Origin of the sequence: Pseudomonas sp. BAV 4579 (assembly GCF_009765395.1) — a bacterium.
Taxonomy (GTDB): Bacteria; Pseudomonadota; Gammaproteobacteria; order Pseudomonadales; family Pseudomonadaceae; genus Chryseomonas; species Chryseomonas aestiva.
This window is the reverse complement of record NZ_WHOV01000031.1, coordinates 1-14,341: the sequence shown is the minus strand read 5'-3', so window position 1 is coordinate 14,341 and position 14,341 is coordinate 1. Positions and strand designations below refer to the sequence as shown.

Genomic DNA, 14,341 nt, shown 5'->3' with positions numbered 1-14,341 from the left:
CGCGCCCCCAGGGCCCGCGCACGGCGCTGGTCATAGGCGCCGGCCTGGCCGGTTGCGCCACCGCCACCAGCCTCGCGCGCCGCGGCTGGCAGGTCCGGGTCGTCGAGCGCCATGGGGCGCCCGCCCAGGAAGCCTCCGGCAATCCCCAGGGGGTGCTCTATCTCAAGCTGTCAGCCCATGACACCCCGCTCAGCCGGCTGATCCTCGACGGCTTCGGCCTGACCCTGCGCGAGCTCCAGGCACTGCCTCCGGGTGCCGCCTGGTCCCCCTGCGGAGTGCTGCAACTGGCGCTGACGGACAAGGACGCCCAGCGGCAGGCGCAATTGGCGGCGCACTTCCCCGCCGATCTGCTGCAACCGCTGGATAAGGAAGCCGCCAGCAACAGGGCCGGCATCGGTCTGACGGCGGGTGGCCTGTTCTTTCCGGAAGGGGGCTGGGTGCATCCGCCCGCCCTGTGCGCGCACTGGCTGACCCATCCGAACATCGAGCTGGTCACCCATACCGAGGTGACCGCTCTGCAACAAACCGAGCATGGCTGGCAGGCCCGCACCCAGGGTGAGTCTCTGGCAGCGACGGTGGTCGTGGTGGCCAGTGCCGCTCAGGCCAGGACGCTTCTACCCGAACTGCCACTCAAGGCGATCCGCGGGCAACTGTCCGCGCTACCGGAGACTCCGGACAGCCAGGTGCTGGCGACCGTGGTCTGCGGCGAGGGCTATCTCGCCCCGGCCCGTGACGGGCGGCATTGCCTGGGCGCCAGCTTCGTCTTCGACCGGGACGATACCGAGCCCAGCAAGGCGGAACACCAGAGCAATCTGCAGCTGCTCGCCGAGCTGTCGCCCGCGTTGGCCGCCGGCTACGAGGCCGAAACGCTGGACGGCCGGGTGGCCTTTCGCTGCACCTCGCCGGACTATCTGCCCCTGGTCGGGCCGGTCGTGGATGAAGTCGCCTTCGCCCAGCATTACCAGGCACTGGCCTACGACGCCCGCCAGGTACCGGAACAGGCGGCGCCCTGGCGCGAGGGACTCTATCTCAATCTGGCCCATGGCTCCCGTGGCCTGGTCACCACCCCGCTGGCCGCCGAACTGCTGGCGGCCTGGCTGGAAGACGAACCCCTGCCGGTGGCCCGGCGGGTGGCCGAAGCCTGCCACCCCAGTCGCTTTCCGCTGCGCCGGCTGATCCGCGGCGGCTAGATGATCGCCAGCGGCGTCTTACTTTGCGTCGGCGGAAAGGTACCGTCGAGCAGGGCGAAGTCTTCTTCGCTCAAACGCAGATCCAGCGCACGCGCATTCTCTTCGAGATGTCCGGCATCGCCCGCCTTGGGAATGGCGATCACGCCCGGCTGACGCAGCACCCAGGCCAGGGCGATCTGCGCCGGGGTGGCCTGATGCCGCTCGGCCAGGGTTGCCAGGGAGGGGTGCCGCAAGAGATCGCCGCCCTGCCCCAGCGGACAATAGGCCATCACCGGCATCTGCTGACGCTGGCTCCAGGGCAGCAAGTCGTGCTCGATGCCGCGCTGTTCCAGGTTGTAGAGCACCTGGTTGGCGCTGCAGCGATCATCGTTCAATTCGAGCATGTCGCTGGTGTCGAGATTGGACACGCCCCAGTGGCGGATCTTGCCTTCGTCGCGCAGCTTCTCCAGCGCCATGACCGTCTCGATCAGCGGCACCTGGCCGCGCCAGTGCAGCAGATAGAGGTCGATGACATCGGTGCCCAGGCGCTTCAGGCTGCGTTCGCAGGCCAGAGGTACCCCGGCTTCGGTGGCATTCTTCGGATAGAACTTGCTCACCAGGAACACCTCGTCCCGCCGACCGGCGATGGCTTCGCCAACCAGCTCCTCGGCGCGGCCTTCGCCATACATCTCGGCGGTGTCGATCAGAGTGAGCCCCAGGTCCAGGCCCTGGCGCAGGGCGCTGACCTCCTGGCGATGCAGGTCGGCGTTCTCGCCCATGCGCCAGGTTCCCTGGCCCAGCGCCGGAACGGTAGTGCCATCGGGCAAGCGAACGGTTTGAGCGGTATTCATGGACGCATCCTTCTCTTGGGGTGTGGACGTTGGAACGCCAGCGCGACGCCGATTCTCCCGGTCATCCGCCAAACGGCAGCCAACGGCTTCCCACAGGCCCTGCGACCTGACGTCGCACTGGTAAAGTACGCCTATAAGGATTCCAAGAATAACCACCAGGACCTGCCATGAAACCGTCGATCCTGGGCCTTTGCGCCCTGCTCTCTGCTGCCCTGCCCATGACCTCCAGCTACGCTGATGTCATTACTCTGAGGTTTTCCCATGTGGTGGCACCGGAGACCCCCAAGGGCAAGGGCGCTCAGCTGTTCCAGCAACTGGTGGCGCAGCGCCTCGCCGGGCAGGTCCAGCTGGAGGTGATGCCCAGCGGCACGGCCTTTACCGATGCCAACGAACTCCAGGCGCTGCAGGACGGCAAGGTCGACATCCTGGCGCCGGCGATCAGCAAGCTCACCGAACTCAGTCCCAAGCTCAAGCTGTTCGACCTGCCCTTCCTGTTCGAGAGTCGCGCGGCCCTCGATCACTTCCAGGCGCGCCCCAGTGATCGCCAGCTGCTGCAGAGCCTGGAGCCCGCCGGGGTCATCGGCCTGGCCTACTGGCCCAACGGCCTCAAGCAGCTATCGGCGCGCAAGCCCTTGCGCGAACCCGGCGATGCCAAGGGGCTGGTGTTCCGCATCCAGAATTCCGACGTCCTCCAGAGCCAGTTCGAGGCCCTCGGCGCCACGGCGATCAGGCTGCCCTTCAACCAGACCCTGCAGGCGCTCACCACGGGCACCGTCAATGCCACCGAGAACACCTGGTCCAAGCGCCTCGATCAGCAGCAGCGCTATTTCACCGAAAGCAATCACGGCGCCCTGGACTACATGCTGATCGTCAAGGCGGATCGCTGGCGCACCCTGCCCTTCGCCGTACGCAGCACCCTGGAGGAAATCATCGACCAGGTGACCTTCGAGGTGAAGAAGCAATCCGAGGCGGAAAATCAGCGCGATCGCGCGCGCATCGCCGCCGCGGGCGGCAGCGAGATCATCACCCTGACCCCCGAGCAACGGGCGCGCTGGCGCGAGGCCATGCGCCCGGTATGGCGGCGCTACGAAGGCGAACTCGGCGCCTCCCTGCTCAAGGCCGCCGAGACCTCGAACTAGAAGCGCTGTTGCGGCGGTACGGCCCAGCGGCGCAAGGGCAGGTTGCCCGGCTCGCGACACTGCAGATCGCGAAAGGGCCCCGCGACCCGGACCCAGCCCGCGCCCGGCGGCGTCTGGGTACAGAATTCCTGGCCATCCGTGTTGCTGCGCCAGCGCCAGTAGGCCGCCGGCTCGGCGAAGGCGTGGGTACCCAGCAGCCCCAGCAGGACGATCACCAGGGTCCTGCCGGCCATTCGCCGGAACCTCTCGCGCGATAAGCATGTCGGTTTGAGGGTAGTCCCCTCGAATTCGCACAGGATCTTCGCCATGCCGCTGTCCGTCTTGCGTAGCAAACCCACTCTCCTCGCCCTGGCCCTGGTTGGCGCCGGCCTCGCCCTGACCGGCTGCGCCCGCGATCCGGAAAAACGTTCGCTAGGTGCCGAAGCTGTCAGCAATGCCAAGAGCATGGCGCGTACCGATGCCGACATGCAGAAGGTGCTCGACAAGTACGCCAGCTTCGATCCCAAGGCCGTGGAGAAACTCACCGCCCAGCAGGCCCGCAAGCAGCCTACCATCGCCGATGCGGTCAAGGGTGTCCTGCAGGACGAAGGTCGTCCCACCCAGCCCGAAGCCCTGGTGCCCGGTGTGACCAGCGTCGACCGCGCCGTCGACGGCGCCGCCGGTGTGCTGCCCGCCCGTATCTACACCCCCGAAGGCCAGGGTCCTTTCCCGGTCATCCTCTACTTCCACGGCGGTGGCTGGGTGTTCGCCGATCGCAACGTCTACGACGGCGGCGCCCGCGGTCTGGCCAAGCAGGCCAATGCCATCGTGGTGTCGGTGGACTATCACCAGGCGCCCGAATACAAGTTTCCAGCGGCCCACGACGACGCCCTGGCCGCCTATCGCTGGGTGACCACCCATGCCGCCTCGCTGAATGGCGATCCGCAGCGCCTGGCCCTGGCCGGCGAAAGCGCCGGGGGCAACCTGGCGGTGGCGACCGCCGTGGCGGCGCGCAAGGCCGGTCTCACCGCGCCCAAGCATGTGCTGTCGGTGTATCCGGTGGCCCAGACCAACACCCATACCCCGTCCTATGAACAGTATGACGACGCCAAGCCGCTCAATCGGCCGATGATGCTGTGGTTCATTGAGCAGGTGACCCGTACGCCCGCCGACCTCAAGGATCCACGCCTGGATCTGACCCGGGCCGACCTCACCGGCCTGCCGCCGGTGACCATCGTCAATGCTGAGATCGATCCCCTGCGGGATGACGGTGGCTTCCTGGAGACCGCCCTGCGTCAGGCCGGCGTCCAGGTGGAGCGCAAGATCTATCCGGGCGTTACCCACGAGTTCTTTGGCACCGCTGCCGTGGTGCAGAAGGCCAAGGACGCCCAGGCCTATGCCGGCAGCCGCGTCAAGGCCGATCTGGGCAAGTAACGGCGGCTCGCTCGTCCTAGACACCGCCGGCCCCGTGCCGGCGGTGTGCATTCAGTCAGGAAATAATAGCGGCCCTGCTTCGCGCATGAAGATCTCACAGGTCTTGGGCCCGACCCCCTTGAGCCGCTGTAGACGCGCCTCGAAATCCGCACGGTCCGTACTGGCGTCACGCAATCTCACGAAGCTGCCGCCATACTCCTCCTGTAGATGGAGACAGACGTCCAGCAGACGCGTGGCCGTGCTCTCGTCATAACGTCGGTAATGCCCTTCACCGAGATAGCCGACCAGTTGCTGCCGGCTCAGATTGAGCAGCTTGCGTGGCGTGTCGCGACCATAGGTGCGATAGAGCATCGTCCAGGCCTGGGCAGCGATGGTCCGGGAGATGCGCTTGCCGAACAGGTAGCTTGCCAGGAACCAGCCGAACAGTGCCGATTCGTCGTCCACCGTCAGCCTCAGGCCGAGATCGGCCGCTGCAGTCGTCTTGCTCAAGCCTTATCCCTCGCGCAGGCGTCTTGCCTAGGAAGGATCGCACGCGGTCGAGGTTCGAAAACAGCGACAGCCGGCAGGCTACTGGCGGATCACCTGGCCGCGCTGCGGCGCCAGGCGTGCCAGCAGGGCATTCTGCGCCCGCTCCGGGACGCCCTCGCGCTGCATGGCCAGTTGCAGGTCTTCCACCAGGGCATTGAAGTCGGCGGGTTGCAGATTCAGACCGCGATGACTTTCCGCCATGCTCGCTCCTTCATAGCGGCAGGGACCGCCCGCATCGACGCAGAATTTCTGGATGAGCAGACTGCGCAGGCGCGCGATGTCGACGTTGGCGAAGTAGTGCCGGATCCGCCCGTCACGCGCCACATTGAGCAGCATCCCCTCGACGATCCGGGTGATGCCGGGCTGGCCACCCAGCTCCTGATAGAGCCGATCGCCCGCCGGCGGCTGGGGCGTGCACCCCAGCATCAGCAACAGCGCCGCCAGCACCAGCGTTTTCCCCTGCATCAGTAGCTCCCCTGCAGCGACAGATAGAGACCCTGCTGATCGTCCAGGGTGGCGATCTCGCCCAGCCAGGCATAGGCCAGCACCAGCGACAGGTGCTTGTTGGGGAAGTAACCGACGAAGGTATCCACCCAGTCGCTCTCCCGGGTGAAGGACAGATTCTGCGGCTTCTCGCGATACTCCATGCCTACCGCCCAGCGCGGATTGAAGAACACCGCGACCGAGCCTTCCTTGAGCCACTGACGGCTGTCGTTGCGGTCGCCACCGAAGCCCAGCAGCCCCATCTCGTTGGCGCGGCTGTACCTGAGACCGACGTTGATCAAGAGGTTGTAGCCGAAGGCACCGCCCAGCAACAGCCGGCTGGCGCCCAGGTAGCCCTCGACATCGCTGTCGCGCCGCGCGCCCACGGCAGCGGGAATGCCGAAATCCCGCTGATGCTTGTATTGCACCCCCACAGCTAGCTGCGGCAACCGGTCGTAGATCAGGTCGCCCGCCAGGCGCACCTTGGCGCCGACGATGTCCTGGCTGAGGCTGTCTTCCTCAAGCTTCATCAAGCGGCGCAGGGTCGGCATGTCCAGGCGCTGGCGGGCATAGGAGACTTCCACCCGATTGTCGTAGGCCACCGCCACGCCGGCCGCATCGAGCCGGTAGTCACCGGTCCATACCCGGGTGGCAAAGGCCGTGGCGCCGGGCTGGCCGCTTTCGCCATAGCCACCGATCACCGCCCAGGGCGTGATACCGCCGCCCGCCGCACCTTCCAGACTGCTGGCGCCGCCGGTGGCCAGCAGCTTGCCGCCGTCGGCCTGGGCTGCGGTCGCCAGCAGCAGACCAGCCAGCAGCCAGCCGTGCTTCATGACAACGCCTCCAGCACCGGCTGGCTCTGCCGCTCCATCCAGGCCTCGAATTCCGCGGCCGGCACCGGGCGGCTGATGTAGTAACCCTGGATCACATCGCAGCCCCAACTGCTCAACAGCGCCAGGGCCCGGGCTTCCTCGACCCCCTCGGCGACCACTTCCAGGCCCAGGTTGTGGCCCATCTCGATGGTCGAGCGGACGATGACGGCGTCATCGTTGCCCGGCGCCAGTTCCTTCACGAAGGACTGGTCGATCTTCAATTCGTCCACCGGCAGCCGCTTCAGGTGCGCCAGGGAGGCATGCCCGGTACCGTAGTCGTCCACCGACAGCCGGATGCCCAGCACGGACAGCTGCGTCAGCAGCGCGATGGCCGCCTCGGGATCGTCCATGATGGCGCTCTCGGTGATCTCGAAGGTCAGCTGCCGCGCCGAGACGCCGGCGTCATCGAGCCAGCCCATGACGCGCTCGGGCAACCGGGCATCGGCCAGGTCGACTGCCGAGACGTTCACCGACACCTTTACCTCGCGGTCCTGGGTCTGCCAGAGCGCCAGTTGCCGGATGGTCGCCTGGATTACCCAGCGGGTGAGTCCGGCCATGCTGCCACTGCGCTCGGCCAGGGGAATGAATTCACCCGGCGAGACCATGCCCAGTTCGGCGTGGCGCCAGCGCAGCAGCACCTCGGCCTGGTGCGGCCCATTGCCCTGCAGGGCTACCTTGGGTTGGAACACCAGCATCAATTCACCCCGTTCGCCCGCCAGCGGCAGGTCGTGGACCAGTTGCAGACGTCGCTGCTGAGCCGCATCCCGACCTTCATCATAGACCCGCAGGCGATCCGGCACCTGGCCGGCATCGAGCATGGCACTGCGCGCGCGCTCGATCAGCAGGGTCGGGTCATCGCCATGGCGGGGATACTCGACGACGCCGATCCGGCAACTCAGGCGAAACAGCTGGCCTTCCCATTCGATGGGTTCGGCCAACGACAGGCGCAGTTGCTCGGCCAGACCCACAGCACCTTCCAGGCCGACGCGGCAGAACTGTACGAGAAATTCGTCGCCCACCGGGCGCGATACGCAGCCACGTCCAGCCAGCAGTACCTGGGCCCGCTCGGCCACCATGCGGAGGATGCGATCGCCCCCGGCGACCCCGGCGCTTTCATTAATCGCCTGGAAGCCATCCAGCCCCAGGTACAGCAGTGACACCTGGGACTGGGTGGCGATAAAGACCCGCAGCCGCTCCTCGGCCAGGATGCGATTGGGCAGACCGGTCAGGGCGTCGTGCAGGGCATTGTGGTTGAGCCGCTGCTCGCGTTCGGCAATCCCCTGGCGCATCTCTTCGAGTACCTGTGCCAGCCGGCCAAATTCGTCACGGCGCCGGACCTCCACCTTGACCCCATAGTCCCCCTGGCCGATGCGCCAGGACATCACCGACAGCTGCCGCAGCGGCTGGGCCAGGTTGCGCGCCAGCCAGAGCGCACCCAGCAGGGCCGCCAGCAGGGCACCGCCGGCGATCAGCGCCAGTTGCCTGAGCAGGGGTTCGAACTCGGCCATGGCCACGTCGAGCGAACGCAGCAGATAGACCTGTACCGGATGATCGGCAGTCCCGAGGGTCAGCCGCTTGACCTGATAGAGCCGGCCGCCCAGGGTCAGCTGCCAGATGTCGCTGCCCCGGGGTGAGGTCGCCAGCTCATGCAGCAGCAGCCGTCCCTGCTCCTCCGGCAGGGTACTGGCCATCAGCGCGGCTTCACCGAGGAAAACCACATCCAGATTGATCAGCGAGCGAAACTCCTCGGCCATGGCCTGATCCATGGCGAAACTCATCACCACCTGGGCGATGGGCAGCGGGGCACGGACCGGCACCGTGACCCGCAATTGCGGCAGGCCAGTACCGGCCTGCACGCAACTGCCGTCATTGCCCGACGCCATGGCAACGGGCAGACGCTCGCCTTCGCTATGCGCCGCCACGGTGCTGGCGATCAGCCGGCCGTCCAGGTCCAGCAGGTAGGTATCGCCCGCGCCCACCCGGGCGCCATGGTTGGCCAGCACCGACCTCAGCGTCGGCACATCGCCACTGGCCACGGCATCGCGAAAGCCGAAATCGGCGGCGAGCACCCGCACGGCATCGTTCAGCCGGCGGCAGCGGCCGTCCAGGACCTGGCGGAATACCCGCGCCCCGGTGTCGAGCTGGTCATAGGACTGGCGCACGGCACTGGCCTCGGTGGCAGCCTTGACCGTCAGATAGACCAGGGTGATGACCACCAGCATCAGCAGGAAGAGACTGCCGGCGATGCGGGTCTGGAAACTATGGATGAGCTTCATCGTGCGTGGCCTTGTGGAAGGCGTCCTCGAAAGCCGAGCTCGCCGGTTCCGCAGGCTGCGGCTTCGGCTGGACCGCCAGCTGGAGTTTCAGGGTCACCGGCTTGCCCGCCACATCCAGCGCGGGCTGGGCGACCTCCTGCTTGTCGCTGAGGTCGGGATGCCAGAGTGCCAGCTGATAATGACCGTCCGGCGCCTCCAGTCGGGCGCGACCCTGACTGTCGGTTACCGCGGAGCGCCCGGCGGTGGTCACGTAGACGTAACCCACCATCCAGTCGTGGATGTTGCAGCCCACCACCACCACGCCGGGCTGGTCGAACACCACCGGAGTGCTGGGAAGCCCGTGGTAGAGCGGCAGCTCGAAGCGCTTGGGACTGGAAAAGGAATACACCTGATGGCGAATGTCATCGGTATTGGGAAAGCTCACCGCCGTCCCGGTGGCCACCGCCAGGACATGGGGGACGAAGCGCCGATTCTGCTGGTCGATGGCCGCGGGCTGCCGCTCGGGCACCAGTCCCGGCGCCGACAGCATCACCACGGCATCGGCCAGGGGCGCTCCCTGACCGTCGACCACCTGCACCGCGACCTCGGCCGCTTGCGCAGCTCCCAGGCCCAAGGCCAACCATCCCGCCATAAACCAATGCTTGTTCACCCGCTCTCTCCACCGCGCGCCCTGGGAAACTCTCGCCGGCTTCGCGGCGTGACTTCAGCTTTAGCGGCAGTGCCGGAGGAATCTTTATCGTCGCGGTGGCCAGGCTCGGTCCCGGTCGTCGCACTTCGAGCGGTACCCGGAGGTCAAGAAGGACAGGTCTTGGCCTGCGTTGAAAAAGCAGCGCCCTCGCCCCATGTTGGCCCTACATCCAAGCCCAAGGTACGCCAATGAGCGATCAGGACAATCAAGCGGATATTCTCAGCGAAGAAGCCGGTCAGACCGGCCTGGTCCTGCCTGGCCAGAATCTTCCCGACAAGCTCTACGTCATTCCCATTCATAACCGGCCCTTCTTCCCGGCCCAGGTCCTGCCCGTCATCGTCAATGAAGAGCCCTGGGCGGAAACCCTGGAACTGGTGGCCAAGACCGACCACCACTGCCTGGCGCTGTTCTACATGGAGCAGCAGGCCGGTGATGCCGAGGGTTTCGATCCCGACCAGCTTCCGCAGCACGGCACCCTGGTGCGCATCCACCATGCCACCCGTCAGGACGGCAAGCTGCAGTTCGTCGCCCAGGGCCTGTCGCGGGTGCGCATCCGCGGCTGGCTGCGCCGGCAGCGTCCACCCTACCTGGTAGAGGTCGAGCACCTGCGCCCCAACCCCGATCCCAGTGACGAGGTGAAGGCCTACGGCATGGCGCTGATCAACGCCATCAAGGAGCTGCTGCCGCTCAATCCGCTCTACAGCGAAGAGCTGAAGAACTATCTCAATCGCTTCAGCCCCAATGATCCCTCGCCGCTGACCGACTTCGCCGCTGCCCTCACCACCGCGCCGGGCGACGAACTGCAGCAGGTACTCGATACCGTGCCCATGCTGCAGCGCATGGAAAAGGTCCTGCCGCTGCTGCGCAAGGAGGTCGAGGTCGCCCGCCTGCAGAAGGAGCTGTCCGCCGAGGTCAATCGCAAGATCAACGAGCGCCAGCGCGAATTCTTCCTCAAGGAGCAGCTCAAGCTGATCCAGCAGGAGCTGGGCATCACCAAGGACGATCGCAGCAGCGACATCGAAAGCTTCCGCCAGCGTCTGGAAGGCAAGAGCCTGCCCGAAGCCGCGCAGAAGCGTATCGAGGACGAGCTGAACAAGCTGTCCATCCTCGAGACCGGCTCGCCGGAATACGGTGTCACCCGCAACTACCTGGATTGGGCCACCGACCTGCCCTGGGGTGTCCACGGCCAGGACAAGCTCGATCTCAAGCATGCGCGCAAGGTGCTCGACCGCCACCACGCCGGGCTCGACGACATCAAGAATCGCATCCTCGAATTCCTCGCCGTGGGCGCCTTCAAGGGTGAGGTGACCGGCTCCATCGTGCTGCTGGTGGGTCCGCCCGGGGTGGGCAAGACTAGCATCGGCAAGTCCATCGCCGAATCCCTCGGCCGCCCCTTCTATCGCTTCAGCGTGGGTGGCATGAGGGACGAAGCCGAGATCAAGGGGCACCGGCGCACCTATATCGGGGCCATGCCCGGCAAGCTCGTCCAGGCGCTGCGCGACGTCAAGGTGATGAATCCGGTCATCATGCTCGACGAGATCGACAAGATGGGCCAGAGCTACCAGGGCGATCCGGCCTCGGCGCTGCTGGAGACCCTGGATCCGGAGCAGAACGTCGACTTCCTCGACCACTACCTGGATCTGCGCCTGGACCTGTCCAAGGTACTGTTCGTCTGTACCGCCAACACCCTGGATTCCATCCCCGGCCCCCTGCTGGACCGCATGGAGGTCATCCGCCTTTCCGGCTACATCGCCGAGGAGAAGCAGGCCATCGCCAAGCGCCACCTCTGGCCCAGGCAGCTGGACAAGGCCGGGGTACCCAAGGATCGCCTGACGCTTACCGACAGTGCACTCAAGGCCCTGGTGGAAGGCTATGCCCGCGAAGCCGGCGTGCGCCAGCTGGACAAGCAGCTGAGCAAGCTGGTGCGCAAGGCGGTGGTCAGGCTCATCGAGGATCCCAAGCTCAAGGTCAAGATCGGTGCCTCGGATCTCGAGGACTACCTGGGCATACCGCCTTTCCGCAAGGAGCAGGTGCTCTCCGGCGTCGGCATCATCACCGGCCTGGCCTGGACCAGCATGGGCGGCGCCACCCTGCCGATCGAGGCGACGCGCATCCATACCCTGAATCGCGGCTTCAAGCTCACCGGCAAGCTGGGTGACGTCATGAAGGAATCCGCCGAGATCGCCTACAGCTACGTCACCGCGCACCTCAAGGAATTCAAGGGCGATCCGAATTTCTTCGACCAGGCCTTCGTCCACCTGCACGTCCCCGAAGGTGCCACGCCCAAGGACGGTCCTAGCGCCGGCGTCACCATGGCCTCCGCCCTGCTGTCGCTGGCGCGCAACCAGGCGCCGAAGAAGAACGTGGCCATGACCGGCGAGCTGACCCTCACCGGTCAGGTATTGCCCATCGGCGGGGTACGGGAAAAGGTCATCGCCGCGCGACGGCAGAAGATCAGCGAACTGATCCTGCCGGAGCCCAATCGCGGTGACTTCGAAGAGCTGCCCGCCTATCTCAAGGAAGGGCTGACCGTGCACTTCGCCAAGCGCTTCGCCGACGTGGCCAAGGTGCTCTTCTAGTCTGACCGGCCAATCTCTTGGGGTATGCTCTGCGTTTTGCCGTCATACCCCGGAGGTTTTCATGTCCAACCGTCTTCTGTTCTGCGGCTGTCTGCTCCTGGCCGGCTGCAGCAGTACCCAGCCGAGTGGCAACCTCATCCTGGGCGACGACAGCGACTGCACCCCGCTGGCCATGCACACGGGCCAGGAACTGACCCTGACCCTGCCCAGCGATCCCACCAGCGGCTATCGCTGGAGCATCATCCAGCGCAGCGACAACCTCAGGCAACTCGGCCCGGAGGTCTTTCGTGAACAGCGCCAGGATCAGGGCGGCATCGGCAGCGCCGGTCAGTCCCTCTGGCGCTTCCGCGCCCAGAGCGCCGGCAGCGCCCATCTTGAACTCCAGGCCCGCCAGCCCTGGGATGCCGAAGCCGAGCCCCAGGCGCGCTTCGACTGCCGTATCGAAATCCGCTGACGCCACGTCCTGTAGTGCCTGCCGGGGGTACAATGCCCCCTTTCGATTTTCCAGGTACCGCCCATGAGCGAAGCCGACCGCCTGTTCGCGTCGCCGCAGCCTCCTGCCGACTTCACCTTCAACGAAGACGTGGTGCGCGTCTTTCCCGACATGATCAAGAGATCCGTGCCGGGCTATCCCACCATCGTCGAGAACCTGGGCGTCATCGCGGCGCGTTTCGCCCAGCCCAACAGCCGCCTCTATGACCTCGGCTGCTCCCTGGGCGCGGTGACCCAGGCCCTGCGCCGTCATGTCCGCGCCGAGGGTACCCGGGTGGTGGCCATCGACAATTCCACCGCCATGGTCACCCGCTGCCGCGAATACCTCAGCGCCCAGGACTCGATGCACGAGGAGTTGCTGCCCGTCGAGGTCGTAGAAGGCGACATCCTCGAGGTTCCGCTCGCAGCGGCCTCGGTGATCGCGCTCAACTTCACCCTGCAGTTCATCGCGCCGGAAAAGCGCCTGGGCCTGCTCAGCCGTCTGCGCAACAGCCTGCTGCCAGGAGGAGCCCTGCTGCTGTCGGAAAAGATCCGGTTCCCGGACGCTCAAACCCAGGCACTGCTCAACGGCCTGCACCTGGACTTCAAGAGAGCCAATGGCTACAGCGAACTGGAAATCGCCCAGAAACGCACCGCGCTGGAAAACGTCATGCTCACCGACACCCTGGACGAACACCGGGCACGCCTGCAGGCCGCCGGTTTCACCACCGTCGTACCCTGGTTCCAGTGCCTCAACTTCACCTCCCTGATCGCCCTGCCATGACCCAGCCCCCTTACCTCACAGACCTGCAACAGGCGCTGGTGGATACCCCGCTGGCCATCTGGTCCCAGTCCCTCGAAGCCGTCCTGGCCGCCAAGTACGCCCGTGGCCATGGCGATCTGCAGCGCTGGCAAGCGGGCGTCGAGGCACTCCCCGAAATCGCTGTAGCAGCTGTCGACCTGCGTGAGGCCGTGCGCCTCGCCGGTGCTCCTACCGCGGAGCAGCACCAGGCCCTGCGCGAGGCACTGCTGCAACTGCGGCCCTGGCGCAAGGGGCCCTTCCAGTTGTTCGATCTCCATCTGGACACCGAGTGGCGCTCCGACTGGAAGTGGGACCGGGTCGCCCCCCACCTGGATCTACAGGGCAAGCGCGTCCTGGATGTCGGCAGCGGCAACGGCTACTACCAGTGGCGCATGCTCGGTGCCGGAGCCAGCCTGGTCCTGGGCGTCGATCCCAACTGGCTGTTCCATTGCCAGTTCCAGGCCCTGCGGCGCTATCTGCCCGACTTGCCCACCTGGCACCTGCCACTGACCCTGGAAGAACTGCCCGCACTGGATGGCGGCTTCGATACCGTCTTCTCCATGGGCGTGCTCTACCATCGGCGCTCGCCCATCGACCACCTGCTGGACCTGAAGAACTGCCTCGACAGCGGCGGTGAGCTGGTCCTGGAAACCCTGGTCGTCGAGGGGGATGCCACCACCGTCCTGGTCCCCGAAGACCGCTATGCCCAGATGCGTAATGTCTGGTTCCTGCCCTCCGCGGCCGCGCTGCAACTCTGGCTGCAACGCGCAGGCTATCGTGACATCCGCCTGGTGGACCTTACCCCCACGACCGTAGACGAGCAGCGCTCCACCGAATGGATGGGCTTCCAGTCGCTACCGGACTTCCTGAACCCGGAAGATCCCAGCCTGACGGTCGAAGGCCTCCCCGCGCCCCTGCGCGCCACCCTGATCGCCCGCAAACCCTGAACGAAAAAAGCCCGGCACATGCCGGGCTTTTTCTTGCTCACAAAAGATGCGGTAGGTTGGGCTGAGCCTAGCGAAGCCCAACATCCAGACTTCAACCTTGCCCCCTCACCGCCCCGCCGCCGT

The 14,341-nt window shown here is 66.0% G+C and carries 14 protein-coding genes; 7 read left to right on the top strand and 7 right to left on the bottom strand.

All coding sequences use genetic code 11. The features are described 5' to 3' along the window. Window positions 1-1,190, top strand: a 1,190-nt coding sequence (gene mnmC, locus GSQ95_RS08975; RefSeq protein WP_158973777.1) for a bifunctional tRNA (5-methylaminomethyl-2-thiouridine)(34)-methyltransferase MnmD/FAD-dependent 5-carboxymethylaminomethyl-2-thiouridine(34) oxidoreductase MnmC, incomplete at its 5' end; no start/stop codon positions are given. Here mnmC and GSQ95_RS08970 read toward each other — a convergent pair. After that, window positions 1,187-2,020: an aldo/keto reductase gene (locus GSQ95_RS08970; RefSeq protein WP_158894488.1), complete on the bottom strand. Its 834-nt coding sequence runs from the start codon at window positions 2,018-2,020 to the stop codon at window positions 1,187-1,189. The two genes, mnmC and GSQ95_RS08970, sit on opposite strands and share 4 nt — an antisense overlap. Window positions 2,021-2,187: 167 nt before the next feature. Between GSQ95_RS08970 and GSQ95_RS08965 the strand changes: the two genes are divergently transcribed. Then, window positions 2,188-3,159 carry a DctP family TRAP transporter solute-binding subunit gene (locus GSQ95_RS08965; protein WP_158894490.1) on the top strand — a complete coding sequence of 324 codons (972 nt, stop codon included), beginning with the start codon at window positions 2,188-2,190 and terminating at the stop codon, window positions 3,157-3,159. Here GSQ95_RS08965 and GSQ95_RS08960 read toward each other — a convergent pair. Beyond that, a complete protein-coding gene (locus tag GSQ95_RS08960; RefSeq protein ID WP_158894492.1) occupies window positions 3,156-3,392 on the bottom strand; it encodes a hypothetical protein in 237 nt (78 codons plus the stop codon). The two genes, GSQ95_RS08965 and GSQ95_RS08960, sit on opposite strands and share 4 nt — an antisense overlap. Before the next feature lie 73 nt (window positions 3,393-3,465). On the opposite strand from GSQ95_RS08960, the gene GSQ95_RS08955 reads away from it, so the two are divergent. Next, a complete protein-coding gene (locus GSQ95_RS08955; RefSeq protein ID WP_158894494.1) occupies window positions 3,466-4,572 on the top strand; it encodes an alpha/beta hydrolase in 1,107 nt (368 codons plus the stop codon). Window positions 4,573-4,623: 51 nt separating this feature from the next. On the opposite strand, the gene GSQ95_RS08950 is transcribed toward GSQ95_RS08955, so the two are convergent. The 5 genes from GSQ95_RS08950 to GSQ95_RS08930 all read right to left on the bottom strand — a co-directional run bounded on the left by GSQ95_RS08950 (window position 4,624) and on the right by GSQ95_RS08930 (window position 9,362). Continuing rightward, window positions 4,624-5,061, bottom strand: coding sequence for a DNA methylase (locus GSQ95_RS08950; protein WP_158894496.1), 438 nt, complete (start codon window positions 5,059-5,061; stop codon window positions 4,624-4,626). 78 nt (window positions 5,062-5,139) lie between these two features. Then, complete coding sequence (locus tag GSQ95_RS08945) at window positions 5,140-5,565, bottom strand: group 1 truncated hemoglobin (RefSeq protein ID WP_158894498.1); 426 nt, start codon at window positions 5,563-5,565, stop codon at window positions 5,140-5,142. Then, window positions 5,565-6,416 (bottom strand): DUF3034 family protein, encoded by an 852-nt coding sequence (locus GSQ95_RS08940; RefSeq protein WP_158894500.1) that lies wholly within the window; start codon window positions 6,414-6,416, stop codon window positions 5,565-5,567. The genes GSQ95_RS08945 and GSQ95_RS08940 overlap by 1 nt, the downstream gene beginning before the upstream one ends. Further along, window positions 6,413-8,731 carry a bifunctional diguanylate cyclase/phosphodiesterase gene (locus GSQ95_RS08935; protein ID WP_158894502.1) on the bottom strand — a complete coding sequence of 773 codons (2,319 nt, stop codon included), beginning with the start codon at window positions 8,729-8,731 and terminating at the stop codon, window positions 6,413-6,415. Before GSQ95_RS08935 ends, GSQ95_RS08940 begins: the two co-directional genes overlap by 4 nt. Beyond that, a complete protein-coding gene (locus GSQ95_RS08930; RefSeq protein WP_158894504.1) occupies window positions 8,715-9,362 on the bottom strand; it encodes a methylamine utilization protein in 648 nt (215 codons plus the stop codon). Before GSQ95_RS08930 ends, GSQ95_RS08935 begins: the two co-directional genes overlap by 17 nt. 245 nt (window positions 9,363-9,607) lie before the next feature. Here GSQ95_RS08930 and lon point away from each other — a divergent pair, with 245 nt between their 5' ends. From lon to cmoB, 4 genes are all read left to right on the top strand, one after another. Continuing rightward, window positions 9,608-11,998, top strand: coding sequence for an endopeptidase La (gene lon, locus GSQ95_RS08925; protein WP_158894505.1), 2,391 nt, complete (start codon window positions 9,608-9,610; stop codon window positions 11,996-11,998). Between the two features lie 61 nt (window positions 11,999-12,059). Further along, entirely contained in the window at window positions 12,060-12,452 is a 393-nt protein-coding gene (locus GSQ95_RS08920; RefSeq protein WP_158894507.1) for a protease inhibitor I42 family protein, read from the top strand. 63 nt (window positions 12,453-12,515) lie between these two features. Further along, entirely contained in the window at window positions 12,516-13,253 is a 738-nt protein-coding gene (gene cmoA / locus GSQ95_RS08915) for a carboxy-S-adenosyl-L-methionine synthase CmoA (RefSeq protein WP_158894509.1), read from the top strand. Continuing rightward, entirely contained in the window at window positions 13,250-14,218 is a 969-nt protein-coding gene (gene cmoB / locus GSQ95_RS08910) for a tRNA 5-methoxyuridine(34)/uridine 5-oxyacetic acid(34) synthase CmoB (RefSeq protein WP_158894511.1), read from the top strand. The genes cmoA and cmoB overlap by 4 nt, the downstream gene beginning before the upstream one ends. Window positions 14,219-14,341 lie beyond the last annotated feature (123 nt).